The following is a 19664-nucleotide window of genomic DNA, read 5'->3' on the forward strand; positions in this document are numbered from 1 at the left end:
CCGTCAGGACGATCTTGCCCACGTGCTTGGCCTGGCTCATGAAGCGGAACGCCTCGGGCGCCCGCCGGATGTCCCAGGCCCGGACCGGCAGCGGCTGGAGCACGCCCGCGTCGAACAGCCGGCCCAGCTCGGCGAGCATCTCGCCGATCCGCTCCGGACCGGCGCCCTCGACCATGTCGAAGGCCTGGTACGTCACTCCGGGGTGGAGCCGGGCGACCTCCTCGGGGTCGCGTACGTCGGTCTTGCCCATCTCCAGGAAGCGGCCGCCGCGCGGCAGCAGCCGCAGCGAGGCGTCGACCAGTTCCCCGGCCAGGCAGTCCAGGACCACGTCGACGCCCTCGCCGCCGGTGGCGGCGGAGAACCGCTCCTCGAAGGAGGCGTCGCGGGAGGACGCGATGTGCGCCTCGTCCAGGCCGAGTTCGCGCAGCACGTCCCACTTGCCCTCGCTGGCCGTGCCGAACACCTCGGCACCCAGGTGGCGGATGAGCTGCACGGCGGCCATGCCGACGCCTCCGGCGGTGGCGTGGACGAGGACCCGCTCGCCGGCCTTCAGGCCCGCCAGGTCGACGAGCCCGTAGTAGGCGGTGAGGAACACGGTCGGGATCGCGGCGGCCTGCTCGAAGGTCCAGCCGTCGGGGACGCGGACGACCAGGCGGTGGTCGACGACCGCGACGGGGCCGAACGCGCCCCGGATGAGGCCGGTGACCTTGTCGCCGACCTCGATGCCGGTGACGCCGGGGCCCACCTCGGTGACGACGCCGGCGCCCTCGTTGCCCATGCGGGCCAGGCCCGGGTACATGCCGAGCGCGATCATCACGTCGCGGAAGTTCAGGCCGGCGGCGCGGACCGCGACGCGGATCTCGCCCTCGGCGAGCTCCATCCCGGCGGCCGGGGAGGGTACGAAGCCCAGGTTGTCGAGCGTCCCGGCCTCGGTGCTGTTGAGGATCCAGGAGGAGCCGGCGGGCAGCACCAGGGCGCCGCCCGGGGCTGCGGACGGGATCAGGCGCGGTACGAGCAGCGCGCCGTCGCGGAGCGCGGCCTGCGGCTCGTTCCCGGTGAGCACCGCGTCGGGGACGGAGGGTCCGGTGGCACCGTCGACGTCCGCGTCGACGTCCGTGTCGAGGTCGAGGAGGACGAAGCGGCCGGGGTTCTCGGCCTGCGCGGCCCGCACCAGACCCCACAGGGGCGCCTGGGCCAGGTCCGTGACGTCCTCGCCGGGCAGCACGGCCACCGCGCCGCGCGTGGCGACGACCAGCCGGGTGGCGTCGAGGCGCTCGTCGGCCAGCCAGGCCTGGAGGGTGCCGAGCAGCGCGGCGGTGGTCCCGTGCGCGGCCCGGGCCGCTCCCGCGGCCGGGGATCCGGTGTGCAGGAGGACCGCGGCAGGGACCGGCGCGCCCTCGTCGAGGGCGGCCCGCAGGGAAGCGAGGTCCGCGTGGTCCGCACCCGCGCCGCCGACCGTCACCCGGGGCCCGCCGGGGGTTCCGGCGGCCGGCGGGGCGGCGGTCCAGTCGAGGCGGTAGAGGGCGTCGGAGTGTCCCGCCCCCGCCACGGCGGCGGTCAGCTGCTCGGCGGCGACCGTACGGGTCGCCAGCGAGGCGACGGACACGACCGGATGGCCGGCCGGGTCCGCGATGTCGAGCGAGAGGGAGTCCGGGCCGGCCGGCGTCAGCCGCACCCTCAGCCTGGACGCGCCCACGGCGTGCAGACGCACACCGCTCCAGGCGAAGGGCAGGCGGACCTGCCCCGCGTCCGTGGCCGGCCCGGCGACAGCGAGCCCGTGCAGCGCAGCGTCGAGCAGGGCCGGATGCAGTGCAAACCAGCCCGCCTCATCCTGCTGCGCATCGGGCAGCCCCACCTCGGCGAACACCACGTCACCGTCGCTCCGACGCCAGGCCCGGGCCAACCCCTGGAAGGCCTGCCCGTACCCGTAACCGGCTGCGGCGAGCCCCTCATAGAACCCGTCGAGGTCGACCGGCTCGGCGTCCGCCGGAGGCCATACGGCCAGGTCGGACAGGGGTTCGGGGGCCGTTTCGGGGGCAGGGGCGAGCCGCCCTGCGGCATGCCGGGTCCAGACGGCGTCGGCGTCCTCGGGGCGCGAGTGGACGCTCACCGGCCGCCCGCCGTCCTCGTCCACGGCCCCGACGAGGACCTGGAGCAGGACGCCACCCCGGTCGGGGACGACGAGGGGCGTCTCGATGGTGAGCTCGTCCAGCTCGCCGCAGCCCGCCTCGTCGCCCGCGCGGAGCGCGAGTTCCACGAAGGCGGTGCCGGGCAGCAGGACCGTTCCCGCCACGGCGTGGTCGGCGAGCCAGGGGTGGGTGTGCAGGGAGATCCGCCCGGTGAGCAGCAACTGCCCTCCGTCGGCGGGGGTCACGGTGGCGCCGAGCAGCGGGTGTCCGGCAGCGCCGAGCCCGGCCGCGAGCACGTCCGCGGAGGCGGAGGCGGCGGGGCGCGGCCAGTAGCGGCTGCGCTGGAAGGCGTACGTGGGAAGGTCCACGGTGGCCGGGGCCGCCGCCGTACCGCCGGCCAGGGCCGCCCGGTCGACGGGGAGGCCGCGGGTCCAGGCCTCGGCGAGGGCGCCGAGGAAGGCCTCCGCCTCGGGACGGTCCTTGCGCAGGACGGGGGCGAGCAGCCCGGAGAACTCCTCGGACAGGGACTCCCCCGCCATGGCGGCGAGGACGCCCTGCGGGCCCAGCTCCAGGAAGTGGGCGACGCCCTGGGCTGCGAGGTGCTGCACCCCGTCGGCGAAGCGGACCGCACCGCGGACGTGCTCGACCCAGTACTCGGCCGTGAACTCCGCGATCTGCCCGCCGGTGACGTTGGAGACGACCGGGATGGCGGGAGCGGAGTGGGTCAGGGTCTCGGCGACCTCGCGGAACGCGTCGAGCATCGGCTCCATGAGGGGCGAGTGGAAGGCGTGCGAGACCGTCAGACGCTTGGTCTTGCGGCCCTGCTCCGCCAGCTGTGCGGCGACGGCCAGGACGGCGTCCTCGGCGCCCGAAATCACCAGGGAGGAAGGCCCGTTGACCGCGGCGATGTCGACATCCGCCGACAGCAGCGGACGTACCTCCTCCTCGGTGGCACGGATAGAGACCATCGCCCCGCCCTCGGGCAGCGCACCCATCAGCGCGCCGCGGGCCGCCACGAGACGGGCCGCGTCGGCCAGCGACAGCACCCCGGCGACGTGGGCTGCGGCGATCTCGCCGATCGAGTGCCCGGCCACGAAGTCCGGGCGCAGGCCGAAGGACTCGGCCAGCCGGTACAGGGCCACCTCCACGGCGAACAGGGCCGGCTGGGTGTTCTCGGTGCGGTGGATCTCCTCACCGCCGCCGAACACCAGCTCCTTCAGCGGCAGGTCGAAGTGGGCGCACACCTCGTCGAACGCCGCCGCGAACACCGGCTGCGCCTCGTACAGCCCACGCCCCATCCCCGGACGCTGCGCACCCTGACCGGAGAACAGGAAGGCCAGCTTCCCGGGCTGGACCGGGGCCTTGGCGGCGGTGGTCAGGGCGTCGAGTCCGGCCAGCAGGCCGTCCAGGCCGGTGGCGGTCACCGCGCCCCGGTGTTCGAGCGCGGAGCGGGTGGTGGCGAGGGAGTGCGCGACGGCTCGCGGGTCCAGGCCGGTGTGCGTACGGGCGTACTCGGCGAGCCGTGCCGCCTGGGCGCGCAGGGCCTCGGGGCCGCGGCCGGAGACGGTCCACGTGACCGGGCCGCCGTCGGTGTCGGCGGCCGCGGGGACGGGTGCCGTCGCGGGTGCCTGTTCCAGTACGACGTGGGCGTTGGTGCCGCTGGCGCCGAAGGAGGAGACGCCCGCGCGGCGCGGACGGTCGGTCTGGGGCCAGTCCACGGCCTCGGTGAGGAGTTCCACCGCGCCCGCCGACCAGTCGACGTGGGCCGACGGCTCGTCGACGTGCAGGGTCTTGGGCAGGATCCCTTCGCGCAGGGCCATGACCATCTTGATGACGCCCGCGACGCCGGCGGCGGCCTGGGCGTGTCCGATGTTGGACTTCACGGAGCCGAGCCACAGCGGCCGGTCCTCGGGCCGGCCCTGGCCGTAGGTGGCGAGGAGGGCCTGCGCCTCGATGGGGTCGCCGAGGGTGGTGCCGGTGCCGTGGGCCTCGACGGCGTCCACGTCGTGCGCGGTCAGCCGGGCGTTGGCGAGGGCCTGTTCGATGACCCGCTGCTGGGAGGGGCCGTTGGGTGCGGTCAGGCCGTTGCTGGCGCCGTCCTGGTTGACGGCCGAGCCGCGGAGCACGGCGAGGACGCGGTGGCCGTTGGCCTGGGCGTCGGAGAGCTTCTCCAGGAGGAGCACGCCGGCGCCTTCGGACCAGCCGGCCCCGTCCGCGGCGGCGGAGAAGGACTTGCAGCGGCCGTCGGAGGACAGTCCGCGCTGCTTGCTGAACTCGACGAACACGCTGGGGGTGGCCATGACGGTGACGCCGCCGGCCAGCGCCATGGTGCACTCGCCGGCCCGGAGGGCCTGGGCGGCCAGGTGCAGGGCGACGAGGGAGGAGGAGCAGGCGGTGTCGACGGTGACGGCCGGGCCCTCCAGGCCGAAGGCGTAGGAGAGGCGGCCGGAGACGACGCTGCCGGAGGTGCCGGTGAGCAGGTAGCCCTCGGCGCTGTCGGCGGCGCGCTCCACGTGGCTGGCGTAGTCGTGGTACATGACGCCGGCGAAGACGCCGGTGCGCGTTCCCTTGCGGTCCGCCGGGTCGAGTCCGGCGCGTTCGAAGGCCTCCCAGGAGGCTTCGAGGAGGAGCCGCTGCTGCGGGTCCATGGTGACGGCCTCGCGCGGGGAGATCCCGAAGAGTTCGGGGTCGAAGTCCGCGGCGTCGTAGAGGAAGCCGCCGTTGCGGGTGTACGAGGTGCCGGGGCGGCGTCCTTCGGGGTCGTAGAGGGCGTCGAGGTCCCAGCCGCGGTCGGTGGGGAAGCCGGAGACGGCGTCGCGGCCTTCGGTGACGAGCTGCCAGAGGTCCTCGGGCGAGGCGACCCCGCCGGGGTAGCGGCAGGCCATGCCGACGATCGCGATCGGCTCGTCGGGGGCGTGGGCGGGCGCGGGGGCGGCCGGGGAGGGGGTGGTGGTGGCGGGGGTGAGGATCCCGGCGAGGAGGTGGCGGGCCAGGGCGGCGGGGGTGGGGTGGTCGAAGACGAGCGTGGCGGCCAGTTTGAGGCCGGTGGCCGCGTTCAGCCGGTTGCGCAGTTCGACGGCGGTGAGGGAGTCGAAGCCGAGTTCCTTGAAGGCCGCGTCGGGGCGGATCGCCGAGGGGTCGGCGTGGCCGAGCACGGCGGCCACCTGGCCGCTGACGAGGCCGAGGAGTTCGCGTTCGCGTTCGTTCTCGCCGAGCGGGGCGAGCCGCCGGGCGAGGGAGGAGGCCTCGGTGTCGGAGCCGGTTTCGACGGCGCGGCGGGCGGGGGTGCGGACCAGGGAGCGCAGCAGTGCGGGCAGCAGCCCGGCAGCGGCGCGGGTCCGCAGGGTCGCCGCGTCGAGGCGTACGGGGACGAGGACGGGTTCGGCGTCGGTGTCGGCGGTGGCCGTGTCGAGGGCGGCGAGGCCCTGGGCGGCGCTGAGCGGGAGGATGCCGGCTCGGGCGGCCCAGCCGAGGTCTCCGTCCGTGAGGTGGCCGGTGAGGCCGCTGGTCTCCCACAGGCCCCAGGCCAGGGAGTGGGCCGGCAGGCCGTGGTGGCGGCGGTGGGCGGCGAGGGCGTCCATGAAGGCGTTGGCGGCCGCGTAGTTGGCCTGCCCCGGGTTGCCGAGGACACCCGCGGCGGAGGAGAAGAGGACGAGGGCGGTGAGGTCGAGGTCGCGGGTCAGCTCGTGGAGGTTCCACGCGGCGTCCACCTTCGGACGCATCACCGCGTCCAGGCGCTCGTCCGTCAGGGATCCGACCAGACCGTCGTCCAGCACACCCGCCGCATGGACCACACCCCGCAGCGGACGCTCCGCCGGAATGGCCGCCAGCACGGCAGCCAGAGCCTCCCGGTCGGCGGCGTCACAGGCCACGACGTCCACCACGGCACCCAACGCCCGCAGCGAACCGGCCAGTTCCACCACACCCGGCGCATCCGCTCCACGACGACCCGTCAGCAGCAGCGAACGCACCCCGTGCTCCACCACCAGGTGCCGGGCCACCAACCCGCCCAGCGCACCCGTACCACCGGTGACCAGCACCGTCCCCTCCGGATCCCAGACGGGGTCGCCGCCGGGTGCGGCGGTGGCCCGGACCAGGCGCGGGGAGAGGGCGGTGCCCGTGCGCAGGGCGAGCTGGGGCTCGCCGGTGGCGACGGCCCGTTCCAGGGCGGCGCGGGAGTCGTCGGTGCCGTCGAGGTCGACGAGCTGGATCCGGTCGGGGTGTTCGGACTGGGCCGAGCGGACCAGGCCCCACAGCGGGGCGAGGGTCAGGTCGGGCGCGGGGTCGCCGGGGCCGGTGCGGACCGCGCCGGTGGTGGTGACGACGAGGCGCAGGGCGGCGAGGCGTTCGTCGGCGAGCCAGTCGCGGAGGGTGGCCAGGAGCGCGGCCGTGGTGGTGCGGGCTGCGCGGGCCGGGTCGTCTCCGGCGGCGGGGTCCGTGCCGGGGCGCGGGTGGGTGAGGAGGACGTGGGTGGGGGCGGCGGTTCCGGCGTCGAGGGCGGCGGCGAGTGCGCCCAGGTCGGGGAAGCCGGCGCCGCCGAGCTCGGCCCAGCCGTCGGCGGGCGCGTCGGCGGGCAGGGGGACGCCGTTCCAGGTGACGCGGTGCAGGGTGTCCGTGCGGGGGCCCTGGAGGCGGTCCGGGGCGACGGGCAGCAGGCTGAGGGCGTCCACGGTGGCGACGGGCCGGCCCTCGGGGTCGGCGAGGTCCACGGCGAGTTCGCCGCCGGCGGCCGGGGTGATGCGGACCCGCAGGGCGGCCGCTCCGGTGGCGTGCAGGGTGACCCCGCTCCAGGCGAAGGGCAGCCGGACGCCGTCGGCGGCGGTGCCGGTGCCGGTGCCGGTGCCGAGGAGCGCGGCGTGCAGGGCGGCGTCGAGGAGGGCGGGGTGCAGGCCGAACGCGGCCGCCTCCTCGCGCCGCGCGGAGTCCAGCGCGACTTCCGCGTACACGGTCCCGCCCTCGGTCCAGGCGGCCTTGAGGCCCTGGAAGGCGGGCCCGTACGCGTAACCGGCCTCGGCCGTCCGCCCGTAGAACCCCTCCACGTCCACCGGCCGTGCACCGGCCGGCGGCCACACCGCCAGGTCCACGCCCGCCGCGGAGGCGGCGGCGGGGGCGACGACACCGGTGGCGTGCCGGGTCCAGGCGGTGTCCGGGCCGGAGTCGTCGGGCCGTGCGTGGACGGAAACCGGGCGGCTGCCGTCGGCGGCGGGTTCTCCGACCACCAGCTGGAGCTGGACGGTGCCGGTCGCGGGCAGGGCGAGGGGGGTTTCCAGGGTGAGTTCGCGCAGTTGTCCGCAGCCGGCCTCGTCGCCCGCGCGGACGGCGAGTTCGACGAAGGCGGTGCCGGGCAGGAGGACGGTGTCGCCGACGGCGTGGTCGGCGAGCCAGGGGTGGCCGCCCAGGGAGATGCGGCCGGTCAGCAGGAAGCGGTCGCCGTCGGCGGAGCGTACGGAGGCGCCCAGCAGCGGGTGTCCGGCGTCGGCCAGGCCCGCGGCGGAGACGTCGGCCCCGCCGGCCGCCGCCTCGGCCCAGTACCGGTGGCGCTGGAAGGCGTACGTGGGCAGGTCGACCGTACGGGGGGCGTGGCCGGCGAGGACGGCGGTCCAGTCGGGGGAGGCGCCGCGGGTCCAGGCCTCGGCGAGGGAGGTGAGGAAGCGCTGCGGGCCGCCTTCGTCGCGGCGCAGGGAGCCGAGGGCGACGGCGGGCAGGCCGGCGGCGTCGATGGTCTCCTGGACGCCGACGGTGAGCACGGGGTGGGCGCTGGCCTCGATGAAGAAGCCGTGGCCGCGTTCGAGGAGGGCGCGGATGCCGTCCTCGAAGCGCACGGTGCGGCGCAGGTTGGTGTACCAGTACTCGGCGTCGAGTTCGGTGCCGTCGACGGGCCGTCCGGTGACCGTGGACAGGAAGGGGACGCGGGTCTTGCGGGGGGTGATGCCGGCGAGGGCGCCGATGACGGCGTCGCGGATCTCCTCGACCTGGGGGCCGTGGGAGGCGTAGTCGACGTTGACGCGGCGGGCGCGGACGCCGTCGGCCTCGCAGGCGGCGAGCAGTTCGTCGAGGGCCTGCGGGGTGCCGGAGACGACGGTGGAGCGGGGGCCGTTGACGGCGGCGACGGCGAGCCGGTCGCCCCAGGCGCGGATGCGTTCGGCGACGGCGTCGGCGGTGTCGGCGACGGACATCATGCCGCCCTTGCCGGCCAGGGCGAGGAGGGCCTTGGCGCGCAGGGCGGAGACCTTCGCGGCGTCCTGGAGGGACAGGGCGCCGGAGACGGCGGCTGCGGCGATCTCTCCCTGGGAGTGGCCGACGACGGCGTCGGGTTCGATGCCGCTCGCGCGCCACAGCTCGGCGAGGGAGACCATGACGGCCCACAGGACGGGCTGGACGACGTCGACGCGGTCGAAGCCGGGCGCGCCGTCCTCCTGGCGCAGGACGGCGAGGAGGGACCAGTCGGTGTGGGGGGCGAGGGCCGCGGCGCACTCGTCGAGGCGGGCGGCGAACGCCGGGGAGGTCCCGTACAGTTCGACGGCCATGCCGACCCACTGGGAGCCCTGGCCGGGGAAGACGAAGGCGGTCTTGCCCTCGATGTCGGCGGTGCCCTCGACGAGCCGGGCGGCGCTGTCGCCGGCGGCGAGCCGGGCGAGCGCGTCCGGCCGGGAGTCGTCGCCGGCGTCCGGGCCGGCCACGACGACCGCGCGGTGGGTCAGTGCGGAGCGGGTGACGGCGAGGGAGAGGGCGGTGTCGGCGGGGCGCGGGGCGTCCGCGTCGGGGGCGGCGTCGCCGTCCGTGCCGGCGGTGAAGGCGTGCAGCCGGGCGGCCTGGCCGCGGAGGGCGGCCTCGCTGTGGCCGGAGAGCGGCCAGGGCGTGGGTGCCGCGGCCGTGAAGGGGGCGGGGGCGGCCGGGGCCGGGGCGGGGGTGTCCTCCTCGGCGGGTGCGGCCTGTTCCAGGATGAGGTGGGCGTTGGTGCCGCTGATGCCGAACGCGGAGACGGCGGCCCGGCGGGGGCGTTCGTGGTCGGGCCACTCGCGGGCGTCGGTGAGGAGTTCGACGGCGCCGGCCGACCAGTCGACGTGCGGGGTGGGCTCGTCGACGTGGAGGGTCTTGGGGAGGACGCCGTTGCGGATCGCCATCGTCATCTTGATGACTCCGGCGATGCCGGCGGCCGCGGCGGTGTGTCCGATGTTGGTCTTGAGGGAGCCCAGCCACAGCGGGGTGTCCTGCGGCCGGTCCTGGCCGTAGGTGGCGATGACGGCCTGGGCCTCGATGGGGTCGCCGAGGGTGGTGCCGGTGCCGTGGGCCTCGACGGCGTCGACGTCCCGGCCGCGCAGCCGGGCGTTGGCGAGGGCCTGGCGGATGACGCGCTGCTGGGAGGGGCCGTTGGGGGCGGCGAGGCCGTTGGAGGCGCCGTCCTGGTTGGTGGCGGAGCCGCGGATGACGGCGAGGACGCGGTGGCCGTTGCGGCGGGCGTCGGAGAGCCGTTCGAGGACGATGACGCCGACGCCCTCGCCCCAGCCGGTGCCGTCGGCGGCGGCGGCGAAGGCCTTGCAGCGGCCGTCCTCGGACAGGCCGCGCTGGCGGCTGAACTCGACGAAGAGGCCGGGGACGGACATGACGCTGACGCCGCCGGCGAGTGCCATCGAGCATTCGCCGTTGCGGAGGGCCTGGGCGGCGAGGTGCAGGGCGACGAGGGAGGAGGAGCAGGCGGTGTCGACGGTGACGGCCGGTCCCTCGAAGCCGTAGTGGTAGGCGAGCCGTCCGGAGACGACGCTGCCGGAGGTGCCGGTGAGGGAGTAGCCCTCGGCGCCGCCCTGGGTGTTGTGTCCTCCGACGATGTAGGCGGGTGTCGCGGCGCCCACGTACACGCCGGTCTGGGTGCCCTTGAGGGTGGCGGGGTCGAGCCCGGTCCGTTCGAGCGCCTCCCAGGAGGTCTCCAGCAGGACCCGCTGCTGCGGGTCCATGGCGAGTGCCTCGCGCGGGGAGATGCCGAACAGGCCGGGGTCGAACTCCGGCGCGTCGTGCAGGAAGCCGCCGGAGCGGGTGTAGGTGGTCCCGGGGTGGTCGGGGTCCGGGTGGTAGAGGGTGTCCAGGTCCCAGCCGCGGTCGGCCGGGAACCCGGATATCGCGTCGCGTCCCTCGGCCACCAGCCGCCACAGGTCCTCGGGGGAGCGGACCCCGCCCGGGTAGCGGCAGGCCATGCCCACCAGGGCGATGGGCTCGCTGCCCCGGCTCTCGGCCTCACTGAGCCGCTGCCGGGTCTCGTGGAGCTCGGCGGCCACTCGCTTGAGGGACTCGACCAGCTTGTCCTCGTTCGCCATCGCGGCGTGTCCTTCCCTGTTCTCGCGGTCGCCGGGGATCAGGAGACCCCGAGCTCGTTCTGGATGAAGTCGAGTACCTCGTCGGCCGAGGCCGACTGGAGGCGGTCCGCGACGTCCTCGCCGGCGGCGGGCGCCGTCGGCGCGGAGGCGGCCGCGGCCGCCTTCCAGCGCTGGAGGAGGTCCTCGATGCGGCCGGTCACCTCGTCGTGTCCGGGTGCCTCCGGATCGGCGGCGAACACGGCCGCCTCGAAGCGGCCGAGTTCGGCGAGCAGGTCGGCGCCGGGGGCGGCGGTCTCCTCGGGCACCAGCTCGTTCAGCAGGTGCTTGGCGAGGGTGCCTGCCGTCGGGTAGTCGAAGATCAGCGTGGGGGGCAGCCGCAGTCCGGTGGCGGCCCCCAGCCGGTTGCGGAACTCGACGGCGGTCAGCGAGTCGAAGCCGAGTTCCTTGAAGGTGCGGTCCGCGCCGACGGCGGCGGGCGCCCCGTGCCCGAGGACGGTGGCTACGTTGGTCCGCACCAGGTCCAGCAGCAGGTGTTCCCGCTCCGATTCCGGCTGGGCGGCGAGCCGCCGGCCCAGCGGTTCGGTGCCCTCGGCGGCGGCCGGTCCGGCGATGCGGCGGGCCGGGGCGCGTACGAGGCCCTTGAGCACGTCGGGCAGGGAGCCGTCGCGGGCCTGGCCGCGCAGTCCGGCCAGGTCCAGCCGGACGGGGGCGAGCAGCGGCTCGTCCTGGCGCAGGGAGTCGTCGAGGAGGGTCAGGCCCTGCTCGTTGGTCATGGGCAGGAAGCCGGACCGGCCGAGGCGGGCGAGGTCGGTGGTGTCGAGTCCGGCGGTCATGCCGCTGGACTCGGCCCAGTGGCCCCAGGCGAGGGAGACGCCGGGCCGGCCGTGGGCGCGCCGGTGCTGGGCGAGGGCGTCCAGGAAGGAGTTGCCCGCCGCGTAGTTGGCCTGGCCCGCGTTGCCGAGGACGCCGGCCGCCGACGAGTAGAGGACGAAGGCGGTGAGGTCGAGGTCGCGGGTGAGTTCGTGCAGGTTGACGGCGGCGTCGACCTTGGGCCGCAGGACGCGGTCCAGGCGGTCGGCGTCGAGGGATTCGAGGACGCCGTCGTCGACGACCCCGGCGGTGTGGATGACGCCCCGCAGCGGCCGGTCGGCCGGAATGGCGGCGAGGAGCGCGGTGAGCGCGTCCCGGTCGGCGGCGTCACAGGCCACGACCTCGGCCGCACCGCCCAACTCGGCGATCTCGGCGACGAGTTCGGCCGCGCCGGGGGCGTCCGGGCCGCGCCGGCCCGCCAGCAGCAGGTGCCGTACGCCGTGCGCGGTGACCAGGTGCTTGGCCACCAGCGCGCCCAGGGTGCCCGTACCGCCGGTGACGAGGACGGTGCCGGCCGGGTCCCAGCCCTGCGGGACCGTCAGGACGATCTTGCCCACGTGCTTGGCCTGGCTCATGAAGCGGAACGCCTCGGGCGCCCGCCGGATGTCCCAGGCCCGGACCGGCAGCGGCCGCAGCACACCCGCGTCGAACAGCCGGCCCAGCTCGGCGAGCATTTCGCCGATCCGCTCCGGACCGGCCTCCATCAGGTCGAAGGCCCGGTAGCGGACGCCCGGGTAGGCGTCGGCCACGTCCTGCGGGTCGCGGATGTCGGTCTTGCCCATCTCGATGAAGCGGCCGCCGCGCGGCAGCAGCCGCAGCGAGGCGTCGACCAGTTCCCCGGCCAGGCAGTCCAGGACCACGTCCATGCCGCGGCCGCCCGTCGCGTGCGTGAACCGCTGCTCGAAGGAGGTCGAGCGGGAGGACCCGTAGTGGGCGCCCTCCAGCCTGACCTGCCGGCGCAGGACTCCCCACTTGCCCTCGCTGGCCGTGCCGAACACCTCGGCCCCCAGGTGGCGGGCCAGCTGCACGGCGGCCATGCCGACGCCGCCGGCCGCCGAGTGCACGAGGACGCGTTCCCCGGCCGTGAGCCCGGCCAGGTCGACGAGCGCGTAGTAGGCGGTCAGGAACACCGCGGGCACCGAGGCGGCCTGCTCGAAGGACCAGCCCTCCGGCATCCGCGCCAGCATCCGCGCGTCGGCGACGGCCACCTCGCCGAAGGCGTGCGGCACCATGCCCATCACCCGGTCGCCGGGGGCGAGGTGGGTGACGCCGGGGCCCGTCTCGGTGACGACGCCGGAGGCCTCGCTGCCCAGGACGATCTTGTCCGGGTACATGCCGAGCGCCATCAGGACGTCGCGGAAGTTCAGACCGGCGGCGCGGACCGCGATCCGCACCTGGCCGGGGGCCAGCGGTTCGGCGGCCTCCGGGAACGGGGTGAGGGCCAGGCTCTCCAGGGTGCCGCCGCCGGTGGTGTCGAGCCGCCAGTGCGGGGCGTCCTGCGGCGGGGCGAGCAGGGCCCCCGCGTCGGTGCGGGCCAGCCGCGGGACGAGGAACTCCCCGTCGCGGACGGCGATCTGGCTCTCGCCGGTGGCGACGGCCGGGATCACCGGGGCGTCCTCGACGGCGGTGTCCGTGTCGACGAGGACGAGCCTGCCCGGGTTCTCGGCCTGCGCGGAGCGCACCAGGCCCCAGAGCCCGGCGTGCGTCAGGTCGGTGACGTCCTCGCCCGGGCGGGCCGCGACCGCGCCGCGCGTCGCCACGACCAGGCGGGACGAGGCGAACGCGGGCTCGGCGAGCCAGTGCTGGAGGGTGTCCAGCAGGGCCGCGGTGGCCTCCCGTACGGCGTCCGCCTCCACGGCGGTGCGCGTCCGGGGAACCGGCAGCAGCACCGCGTCGGGGGCGGGGGCGCCGCCGGCGACGGCGGCGGCCAGCGCCCGGAGGTCGGGGTGGGCCGGCAGGCCCTCCTCGTCCGGGTCGGCCGGGGAGCCGAGGACCGCCCAGTTCAGCTGCGGCTCGTCGGCGGCGGTGGCTGTCGTCCAGTCGACCCGGTACAGGGCGTCCTGGTCGGCCGACCTCGCCCGGTGCAGCTGGTCGTGGGAGACGGGCAGCAGGGTGAGGGAGTCGATGGTCGCGACCGGCAGCCCGCCCGGGTCCACGACGGTGACCGCCACCGCGTCGGCGCCCGCGGGCACCAGGCGGACCCGTACGGCCGAGGCGCCTTCGGCGTGCACGGTCACCCCGCTCCAGGCGAAGGGCAGCCGCAGGCCGCCGTCGGCGCCGGACGCGACGTCGAGCAGCATGCCGTGCAGTGAGGCGTCGAGCAGGGCCGGGTGCACGCCGAACGCGGCGGCCTCCTCCTGCCGGGCCGGGTCGAGGGCGACCTCGGCGTAGACCTCCTCGCCGGACCGCCAGGCGGCCTTGAGGCCCTGGAAGGCGGGCCCGTAGGCGTAACCGGCGTCGGCGAGGCCCTCGTAGAACCCGCGCAGGTCGACCGGCCGGGCCCCGGCCGGCGGCCACACCGCGAACTCCGCGGCGCTCGGCGCGGGGCCGGCGGCGGTGAGGGTGCCGGTGGCGTGCCGGGTCCACGGCAGGGCCGTCTCGGCGCCCTCGGGCCGGGAGTGGATGACGACGCTGCGGGAGCCGGACTCCTCGTCCGGGGCGCCCACCGCGATCTGGAGGCGGGCCGCGCCGCGCTCGGGGAGCGCGAGCGGGGCTTCCAGGGTCAGCTCCTCCAGGCGGCCGCAGCCCGCTTCGTCGCCGGCGCGGAGCGCGAGTTCAACGAAGGCGGTGCCGGGCAGCAGAACCGTTCCTGCCACCGCGTGGTCGACGGCCCACGGCAGGGTCTCGGCGGACAGCCGGCCGGTGAGGACCAGCCCGTCCCCGTCGGCCAGGTCGACCGAGGCGCCGAGCAGCGGGTGGGCGGCGGAGGTCAGGCCGAGTCCGGCCGCCGCGCCGTTCGAGGCGGGGGCGGGGGCGAGCCAGAACCGCTCGTGTTCGAAGGCGTACGTCGGCAGGTCCACCCGGCGGGCCGGGCGGCCCGCGAGGAGCGGGGCCCAGTCGACGGGGAGGCCGCGGGTCCAGGCCTCGGCGAGGGCGCCGAGGAAGGCCTCCGCCTCGGGACGGTCCTTGCGCAGCACGGGAGTCAGCAGCCCCGAGAAGTCCTCCGGGAGCGACTCCCCCGCCATCGCGGCGAGGACGCCCTGCGGGCCCAGCTCCAGGAAGTGGCCCACGCCCTGCGCGGCCAGGTGCTGCACCCCGTCGGCGAAGCGGACCGCACCGCGGACGTGCTCCACCCAGTACTCGGCCGTGAACTCCGCGATCTGCCCGCCGGTGACGTTGGAGACCACCGGAACGGCGGGAGCGGAGTGGGTCAGGGATTCGGCGACCTCGCGGAACGCCTCCAGCATCGGCTCCATCAGCGGCGAGTGGAAGGCGTGCGAGACCGTCAGACGCTTCGTCTTGCGGCCCTGCTCCGCCAGCTGTGCGGCGACGGCCAGGACGGCGTCCTCAGCGCCCGAAATCACCACGGAATGGGGGCCGTTGACCGCAGCGATGTCGACATCGGCCGACAGCAGCGGACGTATCTCCTCCTCGGCGGCCCGTACGGAGACCATCGCGCCGCCCTCGGGCAGGGCGCCCATGAGGGCGCCACGGGCCGCCACGAGACGGGCCGCGTCGGCCAGCGAAAGCACCCCCGCGACGTGCGCGGCGGCGATCTCACCGATCGAATGCCCGGCCACGAAGTCCGGACGCAGACCGAAGGACTCCGCCAGCCGGTACAACGCGACCTCGACCGCGAACAGGGCGGGCTGGGTGAACTCGGTGCGGTGGACCTCGTCCCCTCCCCCGAAGACGATCTCCTTCAGCGGGAAGTCGAAGTGACCGCACACCTCGTCGAACGCCGCCGCGAACACCGGCTGCGCCTCGTACAGCTCCCGGCCCATCCCCGGACGCTGCGCACCCTGACCCGAGAACAGGAACGCGAGCCGCTCGCCGGTGCCCGTGAGGCCCTGCGTGACGCCGGGCGCGCCGTCGCCCTCGGCGAGGGCGCGGAGTCCGGTCGCGAAGCCGTCGCGGTCCTCGGCGAGCACCACCGCGCGGTGCTCCAGCGGCGACCGGGTGGTGAGCAGTGCGGTGGCGACGTCCGCGGCGGGGACGGAGCCGTCCAGGTCCAGCAGGCGTGCGGCCTGGCCGCGCAGGGCTCCGGCGCTGCGGGCCGAGACCACCCAGGGCAGCAGCCCGGCGGGCTCCTGCTCCGTGGCGGGCGCGGGCTCCTGCGGGCCCTCCTCGATGACGACGTGGGCGTTGGTCCCGCTGATGCCGAACGAGGAGACGCCGGCCCGGCGCGGGCGGCCGGTCCGCGGCCAGTCCACGGCCTCGGTGAGGAGTTCCACGGCACCCGCCGACCAGTCGACCTCGGGGCTGGGTTCGTCGGCGTGGAGGGTGCGCGGCAGCACGCCCTCCCGCATCGCCATGACCATCTTGATGACGCCGGCGACACCGGCGGCGGCCTGGGCGTGTCCGATGTTGGACTTCAGCGAGCCGAGCAGCAGCGGCCGGTCCTCGGGCCGGTCCTGCCCGTAGGTGGCCAGCAGGGCCTGGGCCTCGATGGGGTCGCCGAGGGTGGTGCCGGTGCCGTGGGCCTCGACCGCGTCCACGTCCTGCGGGGCGAGCCGGGCGTTGGCGAGGGCCTGGCGGATGACGCGCTGCTGGGCGGGGCCGTTGGGGGCGGTGAGCCCGTTGGAGGCGCCGTCCTGGTTGGTGGCCGTGCCGCGGACCACGGCGAGGACGTGGTGTCCGTTGCGGCGGGCGTCGGAGAGCTTCTCCAGGAGGAGCACGCCGACGCCTTCGGCCCAGCCGGTGCCGTCGGCGTCGGCGGAGAAGGACTTGCAGCGGCCGTCGGCGGCCATGCCGCGCTGGCGGCTGAACTCGACGAACACGCTGGGGGTGGCCATGACGGCGACGCCGCCGGCGATCGCCATGGAGCACTCGTCGGCGCGCAGGGCCTGGGTGGCCAGGTGCAGGGCGACCAGCGAGGAGGAGCAGGCGGTGTCGACGGTGACGGCGGGGCCTTCGAGGCCGAAGGTGTAGGCGACGCGGCCGGAGACCACGCTGCCCTGGGTGCCGGTCAGGCCGTACCCCTCGACGCGCTGCGGGTTCTCCTCGACTCGGAAGGCGTAGTCGTGGTGCATGGCTCCGGCGAAGACGCCGGTCCGGCTGCCGCGCACGGTGTCGAGGTCGAGTCCGGCGCGTTCGAAGACCTCCCAGGAGGCTTCGAGGAGGAGCCGCTGCTGCGGGTCCATGGCGAGGGCCTCGCGGGGCGAGATCCCGAAGAGGACGGGGTCGAAGTCGCCCGCTCCGTAGAGGAATCCGCCCTCGCGGGCGTAGCTGGTGCCCAGCCGTTCGGGGTCGGGGTCGAAGAGGGTGGCGAGGTCCCAGCCGCGGTCGGTGGGGAAGCCGGAGACGGCGTCGCGGCCTTCGGCGACGAGCTGCCAGAGGTCCTCGGGCGAGCCGACGCCGCCGGGGTAGCGGCAGGCCATGCCGACGATGGCGATCGGCTCGTCGGAGGCCGTCGCGGCCTGGGCCGGCGCGGCCGGCTCCGCGGTGCCGGCGGCCGTCGCCCCGTCCTGTGCGCCGAGCAGCTCGGTGAGCAGGAAGCGGGCGGCCGCGTTGATGGTGGGGTGGTCGAAGACGATGGTGGCGGGCAGCCGCAGGCCGGTGGCGGCGCCGAGCTGGTTGCGCAGTTCGACGGCGGTGAGGGAGTCGAAGCCGAGTTCCTTGAACGCCTTGTCGGGGCGGATCGCGGAGGGGTCGGCGTGGCCGAGCACGGCCGCGACCCGGCCGCGGACGACGTCGAGGAGTTCGCGTTCGCGTTCGGCGCCGTCGAGGGCGGTGAGGCGGCGTACGAGTGAGGAGACCTCGGCCTCCGGGGCGGCCGCCTCGACGGCTCGGCGGGCGGGGGTGCGGACCAGGGAGCGCAGCAGTGCGGGCAGCAGCCCGGCGGCGGCGCGGGTCCGCAGGGTCGCCGCGTCGAGGCGTACGGGGACCAGCAGGGGGTCGCCGGGGGCGCGCAGCGCGGTGTCGAGCAGGGTGAGGGCGTGGTCGGTGGCCAGCGGCAGGATGCCAGCGCGGGTCATCCAGCCGAGGTCGCCGTCCTTGAGGTGGGCGAGCATGCCGCTGGACTGCTCCCACAGGCCCCAGGCGAGGGCGGTGGCGGGGAGGCCCTGGGCGTGCCTGCGGTGGGCGAGGGCGTCCATGAAGGCGTTGGCGGCCGCGTAGTTGGCCTGCCCCGGGTTGCCGAAGACGCCCGCGATGGAGGAGAAGAGGACGAGGGCGGTGAGGTCGAGGTCGCGGGTCAGCTCGTGGAGGTTCCACGCGGCGTCCACCTTCGGACGCATCACCGCGTCGAGCCGTTCGTCCGTCAGCGACGCCACCATCCCGTCGTCCAGGACACCCGCAGCGTGCACCACACCCCGCAGCGGACGGTCCGCCGGAATAGCGGACAGGACCGCGGCCAGGGCCTCCCGGTCGGCGGCGTCGCAGGCCACGACGTCCACCACGGCACCCAGCCCCCGCAGCTCGGCCGCGAGCTCCACCGCGCCCGGCGCATCCGCGCCACGACGGCCCGTCAGCAACAGCGAACGCACCCCGTGTTCGGCCACCAGGTGCCGGGCCACCAGCCCGCCCAGCGCACCCGTACCACCGGTGACCAGCACCGTCCCCTCCGGATCCCAGACGGCGCCCTTGGCGGACACGTCGGCGGCCCGGACCAGGCGCGGGACGAGCAGGGAGCCGTCGCGGACGGCGAGCTGGGGTTCCCCGGTGGCGAGGGCGGCGGCCAGGTCGGTGCCGCCGTTGTCCCACGGGTCGAGGTCGACCAGGACGAAGCGGTCCTGGTTCTCCGTCTGGGCGGAGCGCAGCAGGCCCCACAGCGGGGCGTGCGCGAGGTCGATGACGTCCTCGCCAGCGCGTACGGAGACGGCGCCGCGGGTGACGAACACCAGCCGGGCGGCGGCCAGCCGGTCCTCGGCGAGCCAGTCCCGGACGAGGCCGAGGGCGGTGGCCGTCGCCGCGCGGGCGGCTTCGGCGGTCGGGGTTCCGCCGGTGTCCCCGCCCGGGGCGGGCGGGCAGGTGACGACGACCGTCGAGGGGACGGCGAGGCCCTGGTCGAGGGCGGCGGTGAGGTCGGCGAGGCGCGGGTAGGCGGCGCCGCCCAGCTCGGTCCAGTCGGGGAGCGCGCCGGCGTCCGCGGTGGCGGGGACCGCCGACCACTCGACGCGGTGGAGTCCGTCGCGGTGTGCGCCGCGCAGGGCTCCGGCGGCGACGGGCCGCAGCACGAGCGACTCGACGCGGGCCACGGGGCGGCCCTCGGCGTCGGCGACGTCCAGTGCGACCGTGTCGGTGCCGAGGGGGGTCATGCGCAGGCGGAGGGAGGCGGCCCCGGTGGCGAGGAGGGACACGCCGCTCCACACGAACGGGAGCCGGACGCCGGAGTCCTCGCCGCGGGCGGCGCGGACGAGCTGCTCGGCGTGCAGGGCGGCGTCGAGGAGGGCCGGGTGCAGGCCGAACGCGGCCGCGTCCTCCCGCTGTGCCGGATCCAGCGCCACCTCGGCGTACACCGTCCCGTCCACGGCCCAGGCGGTCTTCAGCCCCTGGAAGGCGGGCCCGTACGCGTAACCGGCCTCGGCCGTCCGCCCGTAGAACCCCTCCACGTCCACCGGCCGTGCACCGGCCGGCGGCCACACCGCCAGGTCCACGCCCGCCGCGGAGGCGGCGGCGGGGGCCAGGAAGCCGTTGGCGTGGCGGGTCCAGGCGGTGTCGGTGTCGGCGTCGTCGGGCCGTGCGTAGACGGCGACGGAGCGGCGGCCGGAGCCGTCGGGGGCTCCGACGACGGCCTGGACCTGGACGGCTCCGCGGGGCGGGAGCACGAGGGGGGCTTCGAGGGTGAGCTCTTCGAGCTGGGCGCAGCCGGCCTCGTCACCGGCGCGGACGGCCAGTTCGACGAAGGCGGTGCCGGGCAGCAGGACGGTGTCCAGCGCGCCGTGGTCGGCGAGCCAGGGGTGGCTGTTCAGGGAGATCCGGCCGGTCAGCAGGAACCGGTCGCCGTCGGCGACCCGTACGGACGCGCCCAGCAGCGGGTGCCGGGCCTCGGCCAGGCCGGCCGCGGACACGTCGGCGCTGCCGGTGTCCGGGGCGTCGAGCCAGTGGCGTGCGCGCTGGAAGGGGTAGGTGGGCAGTTCGGTCGCCGCGTGGGCGCCGGAGCCGGTGAGGACGGTGGTCCAGTCGACGTCGACGCCGCGGGTCCAGGCGGTGGCGAGGGAGGTGGTGAACCGGGCGAGTCCGCCCTCGCCGCGGC

The 19664-nt window shown here is 75.9% G+C and carries 2 protein-coding genes; both read right to left on the reverse strand.

What is annotated here, in order from left to right:
• Nucleotides 1–10438: SDR family NAD(P)-dependent oxidoreductase (locus tag ACQKM2_RS39000; RefSeq protein ID WP_427718502.1), on the reverse strand; the 10438-nt coding region annotated here is incomplete at its 3' end.
• Nucleotides 10439–10476: 38 nt separating this feature from the next.
• On the reverse strand, nt 10477–19664 hold a 9188-nt coding region (locus ACQKM2_RS39005; RefSeq protein WP_427718504.1), incomplete at its 5' end, for an SDR family NAD(P)-dependent oxidoreductase.

The sequence above is a fragment of the Streptomyces sp. NPDC004126 genome (assembly GCF_050275515.1).
Lineage (GTDB): Bacteria > Actinomycetota > Actinomycetes > Streptomycetales > Streptomycetaceae > Streptomyces.